A 21,131-nucleotide genomic window follows, 5' to 3' on the forward strand; every position below is an offset into this window, starting at 1 on the left:
TAATACTAAAAACTTTTTGATTTAAAAAAGTCTAAATCTAACAAAATCAACTCATCCTTATTACTATTCTTTTTAAAGTCAATTTCTACTCTAGAGATTTCATGTGTTAACAAACTAGGAGTATCACGAACCCAAGTAAAGTCATACAAGGGAATATTATATTCATTTTCTGGATTAATATATTTAAAAAAGTAATATGCATCTACATTAAGATCTGATATATCTATATTGTTACCAATCAAGAAGCGCCCTCCCGATAAAGTTGTAAAAATAATACCAAAGCTTGAATTCTGAAAGTTTTTCTTAAATTTCATATAAATATACTGCGCATCTATTTGAAACTTAATATCTTTAGTGAAATAACCATCAACAATCAAACTTTTTTCTCTTGTCAGCTTATTTAGTAATGTTTCTTTATAACCCCTACCTATTATTTTAACAACTTTTCCATCAATTCCATTATCAAAATATGCTAAACTCCTTATACGCTTAAAATTCAAATAAACTCGAGTCTTTTTAAAACTTTTTACTCTAAATGAGACTCCATTTAATGAATTTAAGCTAGTGCAAACCTTTTTTTTCAATGTTTTATCTTTCCAGGAAAAGATAAAAATATTATCAAACAATCTCTTTGTACTATTATATAAATCATTAATAACAAGTGAATAATCATATAGTGAGATTGCTTTAGTGAATAAGACTCTGTTTCTTACTACTGATTTTTTACCGTAAAAAGAATTCGATATCTCTTTTAAGCCCGTCAAACTTTTAAAATAATAGTCCTCATTTCTCTGAGATGGTTTTATAAAACCTAGATGGGTATATATAGGGAAAACTCTATCTTTTATACCACTATTAATTCTACTCAAGACTTCATCAATTACTCGATGAAAACCCAATGTACGTCTATTTTTTGTAAATGACTTATTAATTCTTCTTTCCATTGCATTTAACATCAGTATACGTCTTGCGACATAAATCCCATCACCATCACGCATCAAAGAAGGTCTTAAAACATTAAAAATAGAAAAACTATCTACATCTTCTCCAGAGAGTCCTGATGGGTTAACAAATCTCAGACTAAATTCTTTTTTAAGCAATGATGCCAAATATACTTTTTGCTTTTTGTCATCTATCAATGTTGAAACACGGGCAATATCTTTTATTACCAAATCTCTTACCCAATGTTGACTCAAATCTATAGAGTTACTTTTATTTTTATAATATAACTCTGAACTGCTATTTAAGAAGAATGTACTAGCATGATCTGTTATTAAAGGAAGTTGTAAATCAATATTCTTTTTCAAAGAAATCAACATTTTTATTATATTTTCTTTAGAAGAATTAGATAAAATCACCCCACACCTAATTTCTTCTTCTGAAATAAGCTTTATATACTTTATATTAGAAAAAACAACCCCTTTCCCTAATGCCTTTTTATCCTTTACTTCGAGCAATAGTTTTTCATGATCTTTCATTAAAACTTCAATTTTCTCAATTCTAGAATCACTGACATATATATCATAAATAGGAATATTAATACCATAACTACTATCAAAGTCATTAAATAACTGGTTCTTTATGTTTTTAGCAACCTTGTACTCTCTATTAGTAATAATATTTTCTAGACCTAGATAATTAAAACCAAGATCTGAAAAACCATGAAAGTGATCAACTCTTCCCTTAACATACTCTTCACATAGATAGCGATAACTTATACCGTCATCTATATTAGGATTCTCTTCAACACATCCATCATGGTTAAAAAAAGCTAACGGTTTCTTAAGTTGAATCCCATATTCTTGATTTGGCATTGATGTAAACAAAAAACATGAATCCGAAAAATCAAGTCCCAATTCTCTAGTTAAAAGTGATGTATACATTTCATGATCAACTTGTGACGAAAAATCAATATCACTACACACTGCTACTACACTAGTAAAAGGATACGGTAATTCAAAAATTCCTTTTTTTATATTTTTATTTCTGATGCTACTTTCAATATTTTCATCAATATCTTGTATTTCAAAGCTATACTTATATGTCATTAATACTCCATTCTACAACTATACAACTAGAGTATATCGCTAAAGAATACCTTTAGTTTTTCAAAAACAAAAATACCAAACACTAATATTAAATGTGAAATCATAAATACTATTATCCATGCATACCAATGCTCTAATGATTGATAATAAAAAACATCTTGATAGCAAAATATAATATAACTAAAAGGATTTAAATATATAATTGGTTTTAATATATTAGGAAGCTGATCAGGATGATATATTACTGGTAGTAAAAACATAGCTATGAATGTAAACATTTGAATCATATCTTTTAAATCTTTAAGATATACACCAACACTAGATAAAATAAAAGATAATCCTATAACAAATATAAACTGCATGTAGATGATTATAGGCAGTAAAAATAGCATATAAGATGGTAGATCACCTATAAAAAGCATATAAATAAATAAAATGATTATATATATAATCATATTTATCATCGAGCCCAAAACCGCCTTTATTGGCAATACTTCTAATGGGAAAACCACTTGTTTAATAATAGATGAATTAGTATTTATTGCTATAGTACTCTTCATAATAGCTTCTTGCATTACTAACCATGCAGTTAAACCAGATAATATATATACAGCATAGTTACCCCCAGCCGCCTGCACACCTGTCTTTAATGGCAATAATTTTGTAAAGATAAGAACATAAACACTCAACATAAAAATAGGATGTAAAAATACCCATAATTTCCCAAAAACCTGCCCCGCATACTTTTGAGATAAATCTCTTTTAGTCATTTCCACAATCACATATTTGTTTTTAAACAAAATAAGAAAAAATGTTTTTAGTTTTATTAACATATTTTATTTATCACCCTTTTCAATAGGAAGTCTAAGTTCATAGTTCTTTAAATATTGCTTACGACCAATTTTTTCTAAACATTTACTAATAGAATCAACAGTAATATAAATATACTCTCCTCGAACTTGCTTAATATCAGCAAAATTTAAGCTAAACTCATTACCTTTAACCTTGTATAAACCTAAAGCAGATAATGAGATATTTAACAACCTCTCATACATCCTTAATGTATGCCTATAAGAAGAAAAATACTTACATATCCCTGAAAACATCTTGACTCTACATTGATGATAATTACAATCATAAGCTTTTGAACTTCTTTTTTTCATAATCCGTAATTTTCCATCCACTGGTTAAAATTAAGCAAAGACCATATAAGCAACCTTCTATTTTTTTCTCCACTAAGGTGTTCTTTTATCATCTTAGATACAACTCCATAATCCATACAAGAATATAATCTAGCATTTTTGTTAAGTATAGAATCTCTGACAAAATCAATACTTTCTCCTCTAAACCAACTATTATCTGGACTAGAAAAACCCTGCTTAACAGCTTTATATATTTCTTCCGGAACCCTTTTAGACATTGCTTTTCTTAATACTTCCTTGCCATTATTTGTTTTCGTAAGTTTACTTAAGTCACTATCTTTCATCTTAATAATGTCTGAAATATTACTAAGTTTAAATTTTGCAGGAACTTTTTGAGCGAAATCAACCAAATCGTTATCTAAAAAAGGTACTCTTGCTTCCAAGCTATGAGCCATAGATAACTTATCTTCGACCACTAAAAGTCCATGTAAAAACGTTTTTGCTTCAAAATATAAAGCAAAGTTAATATAGTCACTTCTTTTTTCCTTATTTGGAAATTTATCAAATATATTCCTAAACACTTCAAAAGAATCGAAACTATCACTTATATTACTTGCAAAAGCACTATTCAACTCGTTTTTTGAGAAAAGTCTTTGCCAAAAAGAGTAGTATCTCTGCAAGAAATCATCAAAACTTTTACTTTTTAGAATTGGGTTATATCTCCATGGATAACCAGCAAATAGTTCATCCCCACCAGCTCCACCAAGAACAACTTTCACAAATTTACTAGCTAATTTCGCTGCATAGTAGTTTGGATAGCTTTGACCAACTCTAGGTTCCTCAAGATGATAAGCAAAGTCATTCATACACCTTTCCATGTCTCCTGACTTCAAAACCATTTCATAATGTTCAGTTTTAAATTTATACGACATAAATTCAGCTTTTGATCTCTCATCAAAAGCCAGTTCTAAACCACTTATATTACTAAGATCAAATCCAACTGTAAAAGTGTTAAGGTAAGGTAGCTTTGATGCCGCTATAGAAGTTATAGATCCACTATCCATACCGCCACTCAAATAAGTGCCTACAGGGACATCCGCAACAAGCTGTCTTTCAACAGCCTGCTTAAATAACCTATCGAGCTCTTCTATATACTCTTTCTCATCTTTTATAATTTCAGGCTCTTTAAAATCAAAATCCCAGTACTGCCTCTTCGCTATGCTTTGTGATGATAAATCTATCTCAAAATAATGGCCAGCCTCAAGTATATGTATGTCTTTATTCAAAGTTCTATTTGATAGAATATTCTGGAAAGTAAAGTACTCTTTTAGGGCCTTTTCATCTACTTGATTAGCTACCCCACCATACTCTAAAATCGATTTAATTTCATTACCATACAAAAAAGTATTTTCCTGTGTAATATGATAGTATATGGGCTTTATCCCATATCTATCCCTAACTAAATAAAATTTTTTCTTTAGATTATCATATAAAGAGAATGCAAACATCCCATTCAACTTCTTTACACAATCTATACCCCACTCAGCATACGAGTATATAATCACTTCAGTATCTGTTTCACTTTTAAAAGCATATCCTAGACTCTCAAGCTCTTTCCTCAAGTCTTTATAATTGTATATTTCACCATTATAAGCTATCCAAATATTTTTAGATAAATCACTCATTGGCTGATGACCTAATCTTGAAACATCAATTATAGATAGCCTCCTATGCCCCATATAAAGATCATAGTCGTGACAATGCAATTCTTTTTGTACTGAGGCAGACTCTAAACAAGGCAACATATCATCAACTTGTTTATATCGTTGGTCAGTTAAGTTTAAGAAAAACGAAACTTTTTTAGAATGCCTCTGGCCAGTATGAAAACATAAATAGCCAGCATCATCAGGACCTCTATGCTGAATAACATCTGCCATTTTCTTTATACTAGAAATATCAACAGAACTACTCCCTAGAGCCAAGGCTCCGACAATACCACACATTATATTAGCCCTTTATTCCGCTCTTTTGTCTCCAGTCTATAAGCTTTTGTATACCTTCCTTAAGAGAGTATTTATATTTAAAGCCCAATTCATTCTCAGCTTTATCTTTCGAACCTATTCTATTCTGGACCAATTGTCTAGCATCATCGGCACTATATGGTATATAGTTTATTTCAAGATCAGATCCTTTAAGCTCTAACATTGTTTGGCAAAGCTCTTTTATAGTAGTTTGAACTTCTGTTCCAACATTATAATATCCAAATTTTGTATCAGACTCAGCCGCAGCAATATTACTTCTTGCAACGTCCTCGACATAAATAAAGTCATAAGCTTGTGAACCATCACCATTAACAGATGGCTGCTCCCCTCTATCTATCTTATTCAAAACAATCGGCACAACACCACTGTAAACAGCATGCTGATCCTGCCCAGGACCATACACATTCATATACCTCAAACCAATCACTTCCAACCCATATCTATCATTATAGGCAGTACACATAGACTCGCCCGAGATTTTTGTAGCACCATAAAAATTCTTATTGTTAAATGGGTGATCCTCTTTCATAGGAACTTCTACAGCATCTCCATAAACAGATGCTGATGAACTATATATAAGTTTTTTAACCTTATGTTTAACACAAGCTTCTAAAACATTAAATGTCCCGGCTACATTTACATCAAAAGCTGTCCTAGGAAAATCTTTACAATGCAATAGCCACATTGCTGCAAGATGGAATACATAGTCTACACCTTCCATAGCCTTATCTAAAACATCTACTTCTCTTATATCTCCACCATATGGAAAAATACTACATCTTTCATCTTCTAATGAGTCTTGTATATTCGCCATTTTGCCTCTAGCAAAATTATCAAATATTATAACTTCTTTGACCTCTGTTTTTAGCAATTCCTTTACTACAAAACCACCTATAAAGCCAGCTGCACCAATCACAAGTACTTTAGAACCTTTTAATTTACTCATCTCATTTCCTTTTTAATAATTTCAATCTTATCAGCTATATATTTTGCAAATGCAAAACTACATGTAAATGCCGGACTAACAGCATTTAAAACATGAATCGAACTTTCAGTTTGTTCAACAACAAAATCTTGCACAAGCTCCAACGTCTTAGTATTTAAAAGTTGAGCTCTTATGCCAGCAGGCATACTTTTAAACTTACTGTCAAAGCAAGCAACCATTTTACATGCCTTACTTTCATAATATTTTCTATTATAATTCTTAAGCTCCTCAAATGCTAGTTCTCTAAAGCCAAACTTATTTTTAACAAATAGCTTTAAAATATAGTAAGATATTTCGGCAAACTCTCTTAGCTTAAATTTTTTAAACAATGAATATCCTTCTCGCCAAAAAACTGGGGTCGCTGTAGGACCAATTTTGATTTCATCAGTATTCGTAACCGTATAGTGAACACCTAAAAACGGATTCTTCAAATTAGGAACAGGATATATATTTGTTTTAACAAAATTCTTTATGCCTGTATATTTAGCATACCTGCCTTTAAATGGAAGTAATGTATACTCCTTAGCTAAACCAAACCGCTTTGCTACTTTATCAGCATATAGACCAGCTGCATTAACAAGAAATTTATATGAATAGTTAGATTTTAAGAAATCCGTATTAAATGCAAATACAACTCCTTTTGAAATTAATTCATCCCTTAAAGTCATACACACTTTTTTAGGATTAACGGATGCAGTATTTGGTGACCATAGAGCGTATTTGTACGTTCTTATATTAGGTTCAATTAACTGAGCTTCTTTTTCAGTTATTAACTCAAGTTCAACACCATTAACATCCCCTCGCCTCTTTAACTCCTTTAAACCATCTAGCTCTTGTAAATTACTTGCAACAACAAGCTTTCCCGTCTTATTAACATGTATCCCATGAGACTTACAAAACTCCTTCATGAGCCTATTGCCTTCAACGGTGAGCTTTGCCTTCAAACTATCTGCAGAGTAATAAAAGCCCGCATGCAAAACCCCACTATTTCTTCCACTAGCATGAAATGCAACATCGGATTCTTTTTCAACGATAAGTATTCTTATTGAGTCATTACCTCTCTGTAACAGTTCATATGCTATTGTCATACCAACTATTCCAGCTCCAACTATCACATAATCATACATATTATCACTCATCAACATGTCCATATAAGTTAATTGGCAAACTTAAAACTGTATCACATAAGCCCTGAGAACCAGTAAAACAGTCCAGCTCTATTAATTTATTCTTAAATGCCCCTTGCTTATGCATTGGTTTATTATAATACACCATAACTGGTACACCTTTACTAGCATACTCTCTTTGTAAGTTATCTCTAGTCTCTTTTGACTCCAACCTAATAGTATATTGAGCAAAACTAGAAATATATCCTTCTGGGACATATGGTAACTGATAAGTCTTGTCTTTTAATTCTTGATTATATTTTTTTGCTACCTTATTTACCGCATCTAATTCATAGTTTTTAAAAGCTTTTAATTTAACTCTTAAAATAGCCGCTTGAATACTATCTAATCGAGAATTTACTCCTATACGGATATTGTCATACTTATCATCACCATTTTTACCGTGAACCACATAAGAACGTATAAGAGTTGCTAATTGATCATTATCTGTGAAAATTGCTCCTCCATCTCCATAACACCCTAAAGGTTTTGCAGGAAAAAATGAAGTTGTAGCTATATCACCAAAGCTACAAGCTTTTTGACCATTAATACTACCACCGAAACCTTGGGCAGCATCTTCTATTATTAGTAAATTATATTTATCTGCTATTTTTTGTATTTCTGGATAATTTGCTGGTAGCCCAAATAAGTCAACACTCATTATAGCTTTAATCTGTTTTGCATAACCTTTTTGCTGTAACTCTAAAATAGTTTCTTCAATCTTATACGGACAGATATTATACGTTTGCTCATCTACATCTACAAATACCGGAGTAGCATCTACAAAAGCTACAGATTCTGCAGATGCAAAAAATGTAAAATCAGGCACTAGAACAATATCATCTTTGCCAATACCTAACGCTGTAAGAGAAATAGTCAAAGCATCTGTACCGTTAGCGCAGGTTATACAATGTTTAACACCCACATATTCGGCTAATTCTTTTTCAAGCTCCTTCACTTCAGTCCCGCCTATATATTGCCCAGACTCTAAAATGTTTAAAACAGCTGTATCAATTTCTTTTTTTAAAGCTTTATATTGTGCTTTTAAGTCTCTAAATTCCATTATATTTGCACCAGTTTATTATCTTCTAATTTATACTTTCTGTTACAATCATCACATTTATTTATGTTCTTAAGTACGCTACCACATTCACAAGTCCAGCCCACCTGCTTAGCAGGTATGCCCGCAACTAAAGCATAGTCAGCAACATCTTTAGTCACAACGGCCCCAGATGCTATCATAGCCCACTTACCTACAGTATTACCACATACTATAGTTGCATTTGCTCCTATTGAAGCGCCATACTTAACTAATGTTTTCTTATATGCGTCTTTACCTTTAGGATATTTTGCCCTAGGAGTTAGATCATTAGTAAAAACCATTGACGGACCACAAAACACATAATCCTCAAGCTCAACACCCTCATATACAGAAACATTGTTTTGTATTTTAACACCATTTCCAATTTTTACATTATTACCAACATTTACATTTTGACCTAGTGAACATTTAGAGCCGATATTAACTCCTGAATGAATATGGCAAAAATGCCAAATTTTAGTATCTTCACCTATAGTTACATTATCATCGATATAACTCGAATCATGTATAAAATAATTCATCATCCTATACATCCAACTTCTCACAAAATCGATGGTATTCTCCTTCAAGACCAATAGCAGGCAAATTCCTAATAGTTGAAACAGTACTAATAGAGCCGTAAGCCTCATCAAGACCAAAACCACCACCATTCAATATATGCTCATAGCTTTTTGTATGTAAATCAGTAAAGCCACCACTAAACTCTATCTCATCACCATCTACAGTAATAGAACGATATGTTCTAAGGCCTTTTGCTTTTACATCTTCTGGTATATAATTATAATTCACAGAAAGAAACCATCTAACAGTAGCATTCTTTAATTTAAAGTATCCTGCATTTGTATCTGCTTGCTTAATATGAACGATATTTTCTTCTACATCTCCAAATATCCAACAAAGCATATCATAGAAATGAACACCTATATTTGATGCTATACCTCCAGATTTTTCATCCTTGCCTTTCCAAGATTCAAAATACCATTTGCCACGACTTGTTAGGTATGTTAAATCGATATCATAAATCTTATTAGGGTTTTCTTTTAGTTCGTTTTCAACCTTCGCTTTCAAAGCTATAATTGACTCATGTAGCCGCAATTGCAAAATATTATAGACTTTTCTCCCTGTTTCTTTTTCTATAAGCTTTAATTCATCTATATCTGATGGGTTTAAAACAAGAGGTTTCTCACATATAGCATCTGCCCCATTTTTGAGTGCTATCCGAATATGGCTTTTGTGTAAATAGTTTGGTGTAGTTATACCTATATAATCTATTTGATTCTTTCTATTAAACTTTTCTATAAAATCCTCAAATCTCTCTAGTTCTGTAAAAAACTCAGCTTCTGGAAAATTACTATCCATAATACCAATTCCATCATACACGTCATATGACGCAACTAAATTATTACCTGTTTCCTTAATAGCTTTCATATGCCTAGGTGCTATATATCCAGCAGCTCCTATTAATGCAAAGTTTTTCATCATCTTTCCTTTTTATGCTTTTTTAAAAACATTTTTTATAACTATTACATTTGTGGTGATTGATCAGTCTTTCTTTAAAATACTATTTTTCTCTTGCCTAGGTATAAAATCTAGGATCTCATTTTAATAAAAAACTAATCATCCACTAATATAGCTAATACCTTAAGTATTATAAAGTTTCAATATTATTTCTATTTACTACACTTACCATAGCATTTTTAGAGTCAAATATAAATTTTGCATTCCGTTGAACAAAGTTGTAATCAATATTACTATGATTACTTCCAACAAATACTAGATCTGATTCTTGTAAACATTCTTCATTAAGCTCTTTCAGTCCAACTTTCCGACTAGATTTATAGTTATATTTTGATATGTATGGATCATAAAACTTAACAGTAGCACCTAGATTTTCTAGCATCCTAATAATAGGTAACATAGGGCTCTCTCTATAATCATCAATATCATTTTTATATGCAACTCCTAATACTAATATTTTTGAGCCATTAATTGGTTTCTCATACTTATTCAGAATCCTTGATACTCTTTCAATACAGTACTCTGGCATTCTATCATTAACCATCATAGACGCTTCAATCATAGATGTATGAAAGCCAAACTCCCTAGCTTTCCATGATAGGTAATATGGATCAAGTGGAATACAATGACCACCTAATCCAGGTCCTGGATAAAATGCTTGAAAACCAAACGGTTTAGTTTTAGCTGCTTCAACAACTTCCCAGTAGTTTATTCCCATTCTTTCACTCAGTATAGCCATTTCATTAGCTAAGCCAATATTAATATTTCTATAAGTGTTTTCAAGAATCTTACTCATTTCAGCAACTGCTGGAGTTGATGTCACAAAAACTTCACTTTCCAAAACCTGTCTATAAACCTCAGAAATAATGTCTCTTGCATCATCACCAATAGCACCAACTACTTTAGGAGTGTTTTTTGTTTTAAAAAATTTATTACCCGGGTCAACTCTTTCTGGTGAAAAACCAAGGTAGAAGTCTTCACTACATTTTAACCCTGAACCTTCTTCAAGAATTGGTTTAAGAAGCTCCTCCGTTGTGCCTGGATATGTTGTTGACTCTAGTACAACCATAACTCCTTTTTTAAGATACTTTGCAATCTCCTTAGCCGACTCTCTCACATAGCTAATATTTGGCTGTTGATACTCATCTAGAGGGGTTGGAACACATAAAGCAATAAAATCAACATCACCAATAAAACTAAAATCTGTAGTTGCACTTAGTAAACCTCTATCAACAACATCACTCAAATGCTCATCAACAACATCACCTATATAGTTTTTACCTCGATTAACAAGCTCAACCTTTGCCTCCTGAACATCAAATCCAATTGTTTTAAAGCCAGCAAGAGCTTTTTCAACAGCAAGAGGCAAACCAACATAGCCTAAACCTACGACTCCTATAACTATTTCTTTATTCTTAATTTTATTCAAAATTATTTCTTTCATACAACTTCTCGCTTCTCACTAAAAACTATCAGCTAACAATTCTAACATTTTAGTAGAAAGATTTCTTCTACTATATCTCTCAAACAATATCATTTTTTTAGTCTGTAGCAAACTTTTACAGTCTAAAACACTCTCTAAATGCTGCTGTATCTTTGATATAGAATTATCAAAAAGAATGCCCATTTCGCTATTCAAAATAATTTGTCCTGGACATGACTCTTGAGAAGTATTTATCCCCCATATTTTAGTTCCAGAGGAAATATATTCAAATATTTTTCCTGTTAATACACCATTCACACCTTTTTTTCTAAACTCCATAAAGAGTAATATATCTGCATCTCTTTGAACTCTTAACGAATCTTTTCTTTTTATTACACCATTTTGAAATACATAATCTTCAACTGAAAAATTTTCTATCAATCGTGATAAATGATAGTTTCTAACACCAAAGAAATGTATTTCTAAATTAGACAATAACTGTGATTTTGATGACTGTTTTATATTGCGAATAGCTTTAAATAGGGGTGACGGATCTTGATATTTTTCATAAATAGTTCCTGTATACACAATCCTCACTTTAGCATCATCTTCCCAATACCTAGAAGAATCAAGCTCATTAATATCATCTGGATCATAACCATTCTCAATCACATGCACATTGCTTAAATTATACTTACCCCTCAACTGCTGAGCCAAAGGCTCACTTACCGTAGTGATAATATCAGCCATTCTATTAACTTTTTTTTCTAAAAACTCCTCATAAACAGTGAATGGAAACAAACCTTTAAAGTTATGACTTTGTGTCCATAAGTCTCGATAGTCTGCGATCCAATGCCTAGTCTGATTATTTTTTTTTAAGTAATAACCTATCAAATTAGGCTGATATGGTCCATGAGTTGTAACAACCAAGTCGTACTTCCTACCTTTAATATATTTTTTCACATTAAAGTACCATATATCCAAAAAGTCTGGCATCCTTGATAAATAAAATACCCCTGCAGGCTTGCAGAACTTATCTTGCAACTTTCTAAGACTTTCTTTTATAAACGATTTTTGGACTGTTTTCTTAGCCTCAGCTCGAGGCTTATATGTATATTTTGCAAACCTTAAACCACCTAGCAATCTAGTACCTATTGCTATGACATCATAGTTAACATCTTCTTTCGTATAAGCTAGCTTATATGGTTTTTTTGATGCTGTTATAACCTCTATGTCATGACCGTCACGTGACCAATACTTAGCCCAACTCAATGGCCGTTGAGAAGCTATTGACTCAGTATTTTCAAAAAATGCTGTAACTATAAGAATTTTCATTCTCATCCAAATAAAAAAATTAAAGGTAAAAATACAATTCGCTAGATTTTAGCATCGTTTATCAATTATCTCTAGATGTTTTAATAAATTACTTATGCACTCAAATCTAAATTTGCCTAAACGCTACGTAATTAAAAACACTAAACTATTTTTAATTATTATTAATATACCAATAGTTCGAAAAAATATTCCTATTAACTCAGAATTACCCGTACATATAAGACAAAAAATAAATTAGGTTCAAAATAAACTAATGCATTACTTATATAAAAGGATTATTTCGCTCAAATATTTTATCGGACAGGTTGTCAATGAGGGAATATTAGTATTTTATTATGATAAAGACATATTCTCTAGACTTATAAAATTATTTAGGTATATCTAGAGATTATTAAGTTAGCTTGTACTTTTATTTAGATACGATAAAAAATTATTTTGTGCGCAGATGCTATTTAAATTATTTAATATGCATAGGATATTTACCCCAACATATACATTCAAATGAGCTAAAATATTGTAATATTTATTATTTACAATATACTTTCATAAATTACTAGAACAGACTTTTGTTGTAATGAAAATATTAACAATAATTGTTACATACAATCCAAGCATCTCCGTACTAAATAAACTTATCACCAGTCTACACAACCAAACTCTAGATAATAGAAAATCTAATAACATAATAATAATCGATAACAATAGCAATAATATAAATGGAATTGATTCCTTAGATATTGAAACTATAAAGCTAAATAAAAATATAGGTATCGCATCTGCACAAAACATAGGATTACAAAAAGCTATAAACGATAACTACAACTATGTGCTATTATCTGATCAGGATACTAGCTACCCGAATGACTATATCACCAAGCTAATCCACCATATAACTGATGATGTCGCATCGATAGGTTCAATGTTTCTTAATAAAACAACAAACTTAAGAGAAGGGTATGTAAAGAGCCTCGGATTCAAAAAATATTCGCAGCCAACAGCTGGAGTGCACAAATCTTTATTTACCATTGCATCAGGAACTATTATTAACATTTCAAATTTAAGCCAAATAGGTTTAATGGCAGAAGAGCTCTTTATTGACTATGTAGATATAGAATGGTGTTTAAGAGCAAAATCTAAAGGGTTTGAAATATTAATAAATTCTGACACACTCCTAGAACACTCTATTGGTGAAGAAAGCATTTCAGTTCTTGGAAATACCTACCCAGATAGAAGTGCAAAAAGAATGTATTTTTTAACAAGAAATGGTATTTATCTATTTTTTTATTGCAAATACTTAAGCCTTACTCAAAGGCTATCTATATTTCTCAAAACTTTTATATATATCTATTTTTACTCATCCAGAGGTATTGAAAAAACTAAGAAACTAAAACACTGCTTCATAGGAATATATCATGGATTAATAAAAAAAATGGGGAATCCTCTATAACAGAGCTAACTTTCACTACACCTTATTAAACTAAGCTTCTTATCTTTGTAACTATTCACAACTATTATGTTCTTATTACCTGCAGTTTTACAAGCCTTTGATACATCAAATTTACTCATAGGGCCCCATAAGCTACCTTTCCCATAAGCAGCTAAAACATATTTTCATTCTAGCTCACTCACTCGATATATTCATTTCAAAAACCTTTCAATTTTCTCACAAACATAATCAATCTCATTATCTTTTAAACCATAATACATAGGTAATCTAACTAATTTTTCACTTTCTAACGTAGTAAACTTATCTTCACCACAAAATACAGTATGCTTTTTACCAAAGTTTGACGAATGTAAAGGAACATAGTGAAATACTGCATAAATTCCATTCTTCCTCAAATATGATATTAATTCTGTTCTCTGCTCTATGTCTTTGAGCTTAATGTAAAACATATGAGCATTATGCTCACAGTTATCAGGGATAGTTGGTAGTATTATTTTCCCTTCATCTTGCAAATGTATTAAGTGCTCATAATATCTATACCAACTAGATAACCTATTATCATTTATCTTTTTCACATTTTGGATATTACCCCATAAATACGCTGCACTAACATCATTCATAAGGTAACTACTGCCAATATCTACCCATGTATATTTATCAATCATCCCCCTAAAAAACTGACATCTATTTGTGCCTTTCTCCCTAATTATCTCTGCTCTTCCTGCAAATCTACTATCATTAACAATTAAAAGACCACCTTCACCAGCACTAGTATAATTTTTAGTTTCATGAAAACTATATGCCCCAATATGCCCTATAGTTCCCAAAGGTTTTCCATTATATGAACTCATCATTCCCTGAGCTGCATCTTCGACCACAAAAAGATTATATCGATCTGCAATATCCATTATTACATCCATTTCACAACTAACTCCTGCGTAATGGACTAATACAATAGCTTTAGTTTTATCTGTTATAGCAGCCTCAATCTTACTTTCATCTATATTCATAGTATCAGGCCTTATATCTACGAATATAATCTTAGCTCCTCTAAGCACAAACGCATTAGCAGTAGATACGAATGTAAAGCTAGGAACTATAACTTCATCCCCAGGCTTTATATCTAAGAGTATAGCAGCCATCTCCAATGCATGAGTACATGAAGTAGTTAATAAAGCTTTTCTACATTTTAAATTCTCTTCAAACCAAAGTGTACACTTCTTTGTAAACTCTCCATCACCTGATATCTTATCGCTTTTCATTGATTGAGATACGAATTTATCCTCATCTGAGGTATATGCCGGTTTATTAAAAACAATCACACATTTCCCTTATATTATCTTTGTATAATTTTTATACTCTGTACGAAGTCCACACACTAACCCTAAAACCTAACAACTCTTAGCAAAGAGTGTATATTATTACTAAAAATTCCCTATATTACAAGAGAACTCAACTTATACAAATATCTTTTCATAAATAAGGCTTACTGAGAGGCTCTATTTAGATATCATTAAGTTAATATAAATAATTTTAACATCTCCTTAACTAATCAGTAAATATAGCTTCAAAATTAGAACCTCTAGCCTTATTAATCTCACGCTATATAATAAAGCCAGTATTATTAGCTACAATAATGTTTAAACATTGTCATGGGAGTAGTTTGGAAATTTTTTTCAGATATTGCTAGCTAAGTTTCACACTAATCAAGTTATGAACATTATTTGTTAGCTCCAGCATCTCTCTTTTAGAAGCAAATTCTAGAAAAATTATGCCTAACTTATCAGTCATTTCATCTTGAATCATATCGCCTTTTGACGCCCAGATATTCTCAGCTATAATATTATCCCTAATAGAAGCATCATAAATAATCTCTTCAAACTTACCTTTTCTATCCGCCATTATACAATGCCTAGTAATAAACTTTCTCTCTGTGTGATTTGTCGGCTCTTTTATGTCTCTACCACAACAGAGATTCAGAACTTGTAAAGCATAATTAACTGAGGATGCCATACTAACAAGATCAATATAAAGATCACCCGGACATCTTCTTGTTATCTCAATTATATATACATCCTCATTATTAATTATAAATTGAACATGTACTATACCATCTTTTAATTTAAGTAATTTAATGACCTTTTCTATCTCAATAAGTAGTTTTTTCTGGATATTGTCTCTTACGTTATAAGAGGTATTAGCCCCTGCTACTAAATATTTATTTAAATAAAAATACTCATCTGCAAAATAATCGAACACAATCAAACCATCTTTTATAAGTATAGATGCACTATGGTGTGTTCCATCAATATACTCTTCTAAAACAATATTTTTTTTACGAGAAATATTTAAAGAATCATTTATAGCCTTTATTAATTCATCCTCATTATCAACACGAACGACACCTTTACCACCACTTAAATCAACGGCCTTAACCATAATTGGATAAGAAAAATTTACTTTGGATAACTCACCTATAGAACTAATCGAGCAAGCTTTCGGGACAGAAATATTATTTCTAAGAGCAAACTCCCTAAATAAATCCTTATGATGAAGAATCAATGAAGTTTCATAAGTATCATAACATCCTATATTCATCTTTTCAGAGATATAAGATACCGTCAACAGTGAAAAATCATTACATCCAGGAATTACGTATTTAATATCATTATTTTTAACTATATTATAAATAGCTACTTCATTAGAAAAATCAGCAGCTATGTACTCATCGGAGAATTTGTGTCCTAGACCATCTTTATCATAACCTGTTGTGATAACATAAAAACCTAGCTCCTTAGCAGCTTTGATAAGAGGAATTTCTGAGTGACTTCCTCCATTAATTAGCAACTTATTCATGTCATAATCTCTATATAATTTTAAAATACTCTAAACAAAACTAATATGCTTAAACTAGAAACACCTTTCTCTAAATATTAATATACTTCTACCCATTTATTACTTTTAGCTGATTCTTTAATAGCTTCCATAAGAAGAAGGTTATCAACTGAGGAATTCACATCAAACACATATTCATTCATATAGCCTGTCCCAACTTCATTATAACGTATAATTGCATCATATATATCACTATAGTGGTTTGCAAACGCTTCAATGAAACCTGCTGGGTGACCTGCTTTAAAACGCTCATATCGTTTTAGATTAGAAACTTTAACATCCTTGGAAGCTCTATCAATTAAAATAGTTTGCCCTTCATTATTACAATAATGTAATACCTCAGGATTCATTTGGTACCACATCAACGATCCTTTTTCACCATAAACTTCAACTTTCAAACCATTCCTATGACCTGCAGAACATTTACTAAACCACATTTGGCAATTAATATTATTTTCATACTCTATCATACAACTAACATTATCTATCACATCGTAATGTCCATAACTATTTTGCATTGATACCACTTTAATAGGCTTTTCAGATATTAAGAAAGAGCACATATTTGATAAATGAGTACCTAAATCAAGCGATATAGTAGGAATATCATCATCAGACAGTCTCCACAACTGTGGTTTCTGGACTTTCCCGCCAGCTCCAAGTTTTATAAAACTTTCCTGAGGCATTTCTAACCTCACATTAAAGATCTTTCCTATATGATTATTAGCTAACATACTTTTTAGCTCTCTAACCATAGGATAGCCCGTATAATTATAGATGGTAGTTAAAAAAGAGCTTTGTTTATCACATATTTTCTTTATCAGTTGAGTATCATCTAAAGATGATGTTAAAGTCTTTTCACATATAATTGGAATGTTGAAGTTTATTATGTCTAGAATAATTTTTGTATGAGTATTAGTTGGAGTTAAAATAACTATAGCATCAATATTTTTCTTCTCATTCTTTATCATATCAATATGATTATCATAGTATCTATCAATATGCCAACTTTCCGCAGTTTGCTCATTAATATCTTTAGATTTACTAAAACATCCACATACTACCTCAAACTTATCATCCATAGTTGAAGCTATTTTGTGAGTCATTCCTATTGCAGAGTTTATTCCTCCACCAATAAATGCTAATTTTAATTTCCTTAATTTCATTTTAATGTCTCTTACAGCCACGTGTTGTTCTAATTAATGTGTAAGGCCTATTTTTAACCTCTGTGAAAATTTTAGATATATACAACCCAAGTATGCCAATGAAAGTACTTAACAACCCACCAAAAAACCATATTGATACCATAACAGACACCCAGCCTCTTAACTTTATATCAAAAAATATAAAAGACATTAAAATATAGATAATATATAAGGCCGATAAACATGTAATCATAAATCCTAAAGCTAATATAAAAACTAAAGGTTTACTACTAAAAGAAACTATACTATTAAACATTAAAGATACTTTTCTAAATAATGAGTAATTACTAGGAGAAGTGTTCTTCTTAGAGACTATCATTTTTTTCTGGTTGAACCCTATATCATGGAATATAGATCCCATACAAAGTTCTCTCTCACCATATGCAAGTACAGCATCTAAAGCATCTCGATTAAACAATCTAGCCGTTATAATATTGTGTGGAACATATACAGTAGATAGATAACCTCTTATAGTATAATAAAACTTCCCGCTCCACCTTTCAAACCAGCCTCCTTTTCGACTTTCCTGAACTCCATATACGACATCAAGATTGCTATCTTCTTGAATTTCATGCCAAAATTCACCAAGCAACTCCGGCTCCTCTTCAAGATCACTATCTATAAGGAATGTATAGTCTCCTTCTGCAAATGAAAGTCCTGTCATAATTGCCTTATGATGACCATAGTTACGAGAAAGCTCTACTATCTTTACCCTTTCATCACTCTTATGAATTTTGATAGCTTTCTGCAGACTATCATCAGGGCTACCATCATCAACAAATATAATTTCATAGTCACTAGTAATTTTTTTTGCCTGCTCTGAAACTCTATTATAGAACTCATATACATATTTGGAGGAATTATACAGAGTAGTAACAATTGATAATTTCATTTACTCACCCAAATAAAATTCAATAGTCTCTTTAAACATTTTCTCAAAGTTTTGAGAAGGTTTCCAGCTTAATTCATTTTGAATCTTACTATTATCTATAGCATAACGCCAGTCATGTCCTTTTCTATCTTCTACAAACGATATTAGCTTATTATGTGGTGCATTCTCTGGCTTATAACTATCCATTAGACTGCATATAGTGTTTATAAGTGTAAGGTTATCTACCTCATTAATACCTCCAATATTATACACTTCACCTATGACGCCTTTTTCAATTACAGTTTGAATAGCATCGCAATGATCAACCACATACAACCAGTCACGAATATTTGAACCATCTCCATATACTGGAATTGGCTTTTGATTTATACAACTATTAATTACAACTGGTATTAACTTCTCTGGATGCTGATAAGGTCCATAATTATTTGAACAGTTTGAAATAGTTACAGGAAGCTTATAAGTATGATGATATGCCCTAGCAATATGATCAGAACCTGCTTTAGATGCAGAATATGGAGAATTTGGCTCATAAGCCTTTTCTTCAGTAAATGCCGGATCATTCTTTGATAAAGTACCATATACCTCATCTGTAGATACATGATGAAACTTACAACTTGTTTCATCTAGCCCTAATTCATCCAACCAGTATTTCTTAGCACAATTTAAGAGATTAAATGTACCTATTACATTTGTCTCTAAAAACACTTTTGGATTAGCTATTGAGTTATCCACATGTGACTCTGCCGCAAAATGAACTATAGTTTCAATATTGTGTTTTTTGAGGGTCTCGTATACTAAAGCTTCATCACAGATATCACCCTTTATAAAAGTATGATTCTGATCATTAGCTAAGCCTTTCAGATTATCTAAACTGCCCGCATATGTAAGCTTATCATAAGACACTATCTTTACATCATTATATCTTGATAGCATCATACGTACAAAATTACTACCAATAAAGCCCGCCGCTCCAGTTACTAAAATATTTTTTGCTTTATACATTTTATAAATCCTTTTGTAATTTTCTTATACAATCTTTTAAAGAATCTCTCCAATACGGTATAACTATATCAAAATCTCGTTTAACTTTATTCTTATTAAGTACACTGTAATGTGGTCTTTTTGCAGGAGTAGGATAATCTGCTGTTACAATTGGATTTACTTGGCAATTAATATCCGCAACACTCATGATCTCCTTAGCAAAATCATACCAACTTGTAACACCTTCATTCGAGTAATTATATACTTCGACACCTTGATTATTAAGTTTTGTTAAAATTGCCAATATAGATTTGGCTAAATCTTTAGCATAAGTAGGGGCACCTACTTGATCATATATCACACCCAAGAGCTCTCTTTCTTTTCCTAAACGTAACATTGTTTTAACAAAGTTGTTTCCATAGTATGAGTACACCCATGATGTTCTGATAATTATAGAGTTTTTTGGATTTATCTTTAGAACAGCCTTTTCACCGGCTAACTTAGTAATCCCATAGACACCTTGAGGATTTGTCTCATCACTTTCACAATATGGCCTATAATTCTGACCATCAAAAACATAGTCTGTAGATATATGGATAAGCCTAAGGCCAAGATCCTTAGCAATCTTAGCTATATTTGCAACTGCTAAATTATTTATTTTATCTGCTATTTCAAAATTAGACTCTGCCTTATCTACAGCCGTATACGCAGCACAATTAATAATAGCATCTATATTATTGTCAACGATAAACTGCTTAACTGCATCGTGACTAGTAATATTTAACAAATTACTATTTGTGAAAAAATACTCAAAACCGTTATCATTTGCAACCTTATTTGAGACATTTTCACCTACACAAACTAACTCCCTTAATTCTGAACCTAACTGCCCGCTACTACCTGTTACTAGTATTCTCATATCTGCCTATTTACTCAACCACTGAAAC

The 21,131-nt window shown here is 31.4% G+C and carries 18 protein-coding genes; 1 reads left to right on the forward strand and 17 read right to left on the reverse strand.

The features are described from left to right. Window positions 1-5 precede the first annotated feature (5 nt). From AB8E56_RS00605 to AB8E56_RS00655, 11 genes are all read right to left on the reverse strand, one after another. Complete coding sequence (locus tag AB8E56_RS00605; protein ID WP_329476873.1) at window positions 6-2,048, reverse strand: hypothetical protein; 2,043 nt, start codon at window positions 2,046-2,048, stop codon at window positions 6-8. 26 nt (window positions 2,049-2,074) lie between these two features. Continuing rightward, window positions 2,075-2,881, reverse strand: a complete 807-nt coding sequence (locus AB8E56_RS00610; protein WP_329476875.1) for an ABC transporter permease — start codon at window positions 2,879-2,881, stop codon at window positions 2,075-2,077. 3 nt (window positions 2,882-2,884) lie between these two features. Then, window positions 2,885-3,211, reverse strand: a complete 327-nt coding sequence (locus AB8E56_RS00615; RefSeq protein WP_329476877.1) for a hypothetical protein — start codon at window positions 3,209-3,211, stop codon at window positions 2,885-2,887. Next, the gene (asnB, locus tag AB8E56_RS00620; RefSeq protein ID WP_329476879.1) at window positions 3,208-5,193 is read right to left on the reverse strand and encodes an asparagine synthase (glutamine-hydrolyzing); all 1,986 of its coding nucleotides are present in this window, start codon (window positions 5,191-5,193) and stop codon (window positions 3,208-3,210) included. The genes AB8E56_RS00615 and asnB overlap by 4 nt, the downstream gene beginning before the upstream one ends. A gap of 4 nt (window positions 5,194-5,197) precedes the next feature. After that, window positions 5,198-6,178 carry an NAD-dependent epimerase/dehydratase family protein gene (locus AB8E56_RS00625; RefSeq protein ID WP_329476881.1) on the reverse strand — a complete coding sequence of 327 codons (981 nt, stop codon included), beginning with the start codon at window positions 6,176-6,178 and terminating at the stop codon, window positions 5,198-5,200. Further along, on the reverse strand, window positions 6,175-7,356 hold the full coding sequence (gene lhgO, locus AB8E56_RS00630; RefSeq protein WP_329476883.1) for an L-2-hydroxyglutarate oxidase: 1,182 nt from the start codon (window positions 7,354-7,356) through the stop codon (window positions 6,175-6,177). The genes AB8E56_RS00625 and lhgO overlap by 4 nt, the downstream gene beginning before the upstream one ends. Continuing rightward, window positions 7,349-8,446, reverse strand: a complete 1,098-nt coding sequence (locus AB8E56_RS00635) for a DegT/DnrJ/EryC1/StrS family aminotransferase (RefSeq protein ID WP_329476885.1) — start codon at window positions 8,444-8,446, stop codon at window positions 7,349-7,351. Before AB8E56_RS00635 ends, lhgO begins: the two co-directional genes overlap by 8 nt. Next, entirely contained in the window at window positions 8,446-9,009 is a 564-nt protein-coding gene (locus AB8E56_RS00640) for an N-acetyltransferase (protein WP_329476887.1), read from the reverse strand. The genes AB8E56_RS00635 and AB8E56_RS00640 overlap by 1 nt, the downstream gene beginning before the upstream one ends. 1 nt (window position 9,010) lies before the next feature. Then, window positions 9,011-9,964 (reverse strand): Gfo/Idh/MocA family oxidoreductase, encoded by a 954-nt coding sequence (locus tag AB8E56_RS00645; RefSeq protein WP_329476889.1) that lies wholly within the window; start codon window positions 9,962-9,964, stop codon window positions 9,011-9,013. 169 nt (window positions 9,965-10,133) lie between these two features. Next, window positions 10,134-11,447, reverse strand: a complete 1,314-nt coding sequence (locus AB8E56_RS00650) for a nucleotide sugar dehydrogenase (RefSeq protein ID WP_329476891.1) — start codon at window positions 11,445-11,447, stop codon at window positions 10,134-10,136. Between the two features lie 18 nt (window positions 11,448-11,465). Continuing rightward, entirely contained in the window at window positions 11,466-12,761 is a 1,296-nt protein-coding gene (locus AB8E56_RS00655) for a glycosyltransferase (RefSeq protein WP_329476893.1), read from the reverse strand. Window positions 12,762-13,335: 574 nt separating this feature from the next. Here AB8E56_RS00655 and AB8E56_RS00660 point away from each other — a divergent pair. After that, a complete protein-coding gene (locus AB8E56_RS00660; protein ID WP_329476895.1) occupies window positions 13,336-14,208 on the forward strand; it encodes a glycosyltransferase family 2 protein in 873 nt (290 codons plus the stop codon). 191 nt (window positions 14,209-14,399) lie between these two features. On the opposite strand, the gene rffA is transcribed toward AB8E56_RS00660, so the two are convergent. The 6 genes from rffA to rfbD form a co-directional block, all read right to left on the reverse strand. Then, window positions 14,400-15,530: a dTDP-4-amino-4,6-dideoxygalactose transaminase gene (gene rffA, locus AB8E56_RS00665; protein ID WP_329476897.1), complete on the reverse strand. Its 1,131-nt coding sequence runs from the start codon at window positions 15,528-15,530 to the stop codon at window positions 14,400-14,402. A gap of 364 nt (window positions 15,531-15,894) precedes the next feature. After that, window positions 15,895-17,064, reverse strand: a complete 1,170-nt coding sequence (locus AB8E56_RS00670) for an ATP-grasp domain-containing protein (RefSeq protein ID WP_329476899.1) — start codon at window positions 17,062-17,064, stop codon at window positions 15,895-15,897. 77 nt (window positions 17,065-17,141) lie between these two features. After that, window positions 17,142-18,269 (reverse strand): Gfo/Idh/MocA family oxidoreductase, encoded by a 1,128-nt coding sequence (locus tag AB8E56_RS00675; protein WP_329476901.1) that lies wholly within the window; start codon window positions 18,267-18,269, stop codon window positions 17,142-17,144. Window position 18,270: 1 nt separating this feature from the next. Next, window positions 18,271-19,200: a glycosyltransferase family 2 protein gene (locus tag AB8E56_RS00680; RefSeq protein ID WP_329476903.1), complete on the reverse strand. Its 930-nt coding sequence runs from the start codon at window positions 19,198-19,200 to the stop codon at window positions 18,271-18,273. Then, window positions 19,201-20,205, reverse strand: a complete 1,005-nt coding sequence (gene rfbB, locus AB8E56_RS00685; RefSeq protein ID WP_329476905.1) for a dTDP-glucose 4,6-dehydratase — start codon at window positions 20,203-20,205, stop codon at window positions 19,201-19,203. A gap of 1 nt (window position 20,206) precedes the next feature. Then, the gene (gene rfbD, locus AB8E56_RS00690) at window positions 20,207-21,103 is read right to left on the reverse strand and encodes a dTDP-4-dehydrorhamnose reductase (protein WP_329476907.1); all 897 of its coding nucleotides are present in this window, start codon (window positions 21,101-21,103) and stop codon (window positions 20,207-20,209) included. Between the last annotated feature and the right edge of the window lie 28 nt (window positions 21,104-21,131).

The organism is Francisella sp. 19X1-34, assembly GCF_041102755.1.
In the GTDB taxonomy this organism is placed as follows: Bacteria; Pseudomonadota; Gammaproteobacteria; order Francisellales; family Francisellaceae; genus Francisella.

Coding starts and splice junctions, on each gene's coding strand:
- AB8E56_RS00605 (WP_329476873.1), bottom strand. CDS start 2,048: ATGACATATAAGTATAGCTTTGAAATACAAGATATTGATGAAAATATT.
- AB8E56_RS00610 (WP_329476875.1), bottom strand. CDS start 2,881: ATGTTAATAAAACTAAAAACATTTTTTCTTATTTTGTTTAAAAACAAA.
- AB8E56_RS00615 (WP_329476877.1), bottom strand. CDS start 3,211: ATGAAAAAAAGAAGTTCAAAAGCTTATGATTGTAATTATCATCAATGT.
- asnB (WP_329476879.1), bottom strand. CDS start 5,193: ATGTGTGGTATTGTCGGAGCCTTGGCTCTAGGGAGTAGTTCTGTTGAT.
- AB8E56_RS00625 (WP_329476881.1), bottom strand. CDS start 6,178: ATGAGTAAATTAAAAGGTTCTAAAGTACTTGTGATTGGTGCAGCTGGC.
- lhgO (WP_329476883.1), bottom strand. CDS start 7,356: ATGAGTGATAATATGTATGATTATGTGATAGTTGGAGCTGGAATAGTT.
- AB8E56_RS00635 (WP_329476885.1), bottom strand. CDS start 8,446: ATGGAATTTAGAGACTTAAAAGCACAATATAAAGCTTTAAAAAAAGAA.
- AB8E56_RS00640 (WP_329476887.1), bottom strand. CDS start 9,009: ATGATGAATTATTTTATACATGATTCGAGTTATATCGATGATAATGTA.
- AB8E56_RS00645 (WP_329476889.1), bottom strand. CDS start 9,964: ATGAAAAACTTTGCATTAATAGGAGCTGCTGGATATATAGCACCTAGG.
- AB8E56_RS00650 (WP_329476891.1), bottom strand. CDS start 11,447: ATGAAAGAAATAATTTTGAATAAAATTAAGAATAAAGAAATAGTTATA.
- AB8E56_RS00655 (WP_329476893.1), bottom strand. CDS start 12,761: ATGAAAATTCTTATAGTTACAGCATTTTTTGAAAATACTGAGTCAATA.
- AB8E56_RS00660 (WP_329476895.1), top strand. CDS start 13,336: ATGAAAATATTAACAATAATTGTTACATACAATCCAAGCATCTCCGTA.
- AB8E56_RS00670 (WP_329476899.1), bottom strand. CDS start 17,064: ATGAATAAGTTGCTAATTAATGGAGGAAGTCACTCAGAAATTCCTCTT.
- AB8E56_RS00675 (WP_329476901.1), bottom strand. CDS start 18,269: ATGAAATTAAGGAAATTAAAATTAGCATTTATTGGTGGAGGAATAAAC.
- AB8E56_RS00680 (WP_329476903.1), bottom strand. CDS start 19,200: ATGAAATTATCAATTGTTACTACTCTGTATAATTCCTCCAAATATGTA.
- rfbB (WP_329476905.1), bottom strand. CDS start 20,205: ATGTATAAAGCAAAAAATATTTTAGTAACTGGAGCGGCGGGCTTTATT.
- rfbD (WP_329476907.1), bottom strand. CDS start 21,103: ATGAGAATACTAGTAACAGGTAGTAGCGGGCAGTTAGGTTCAGAATTA.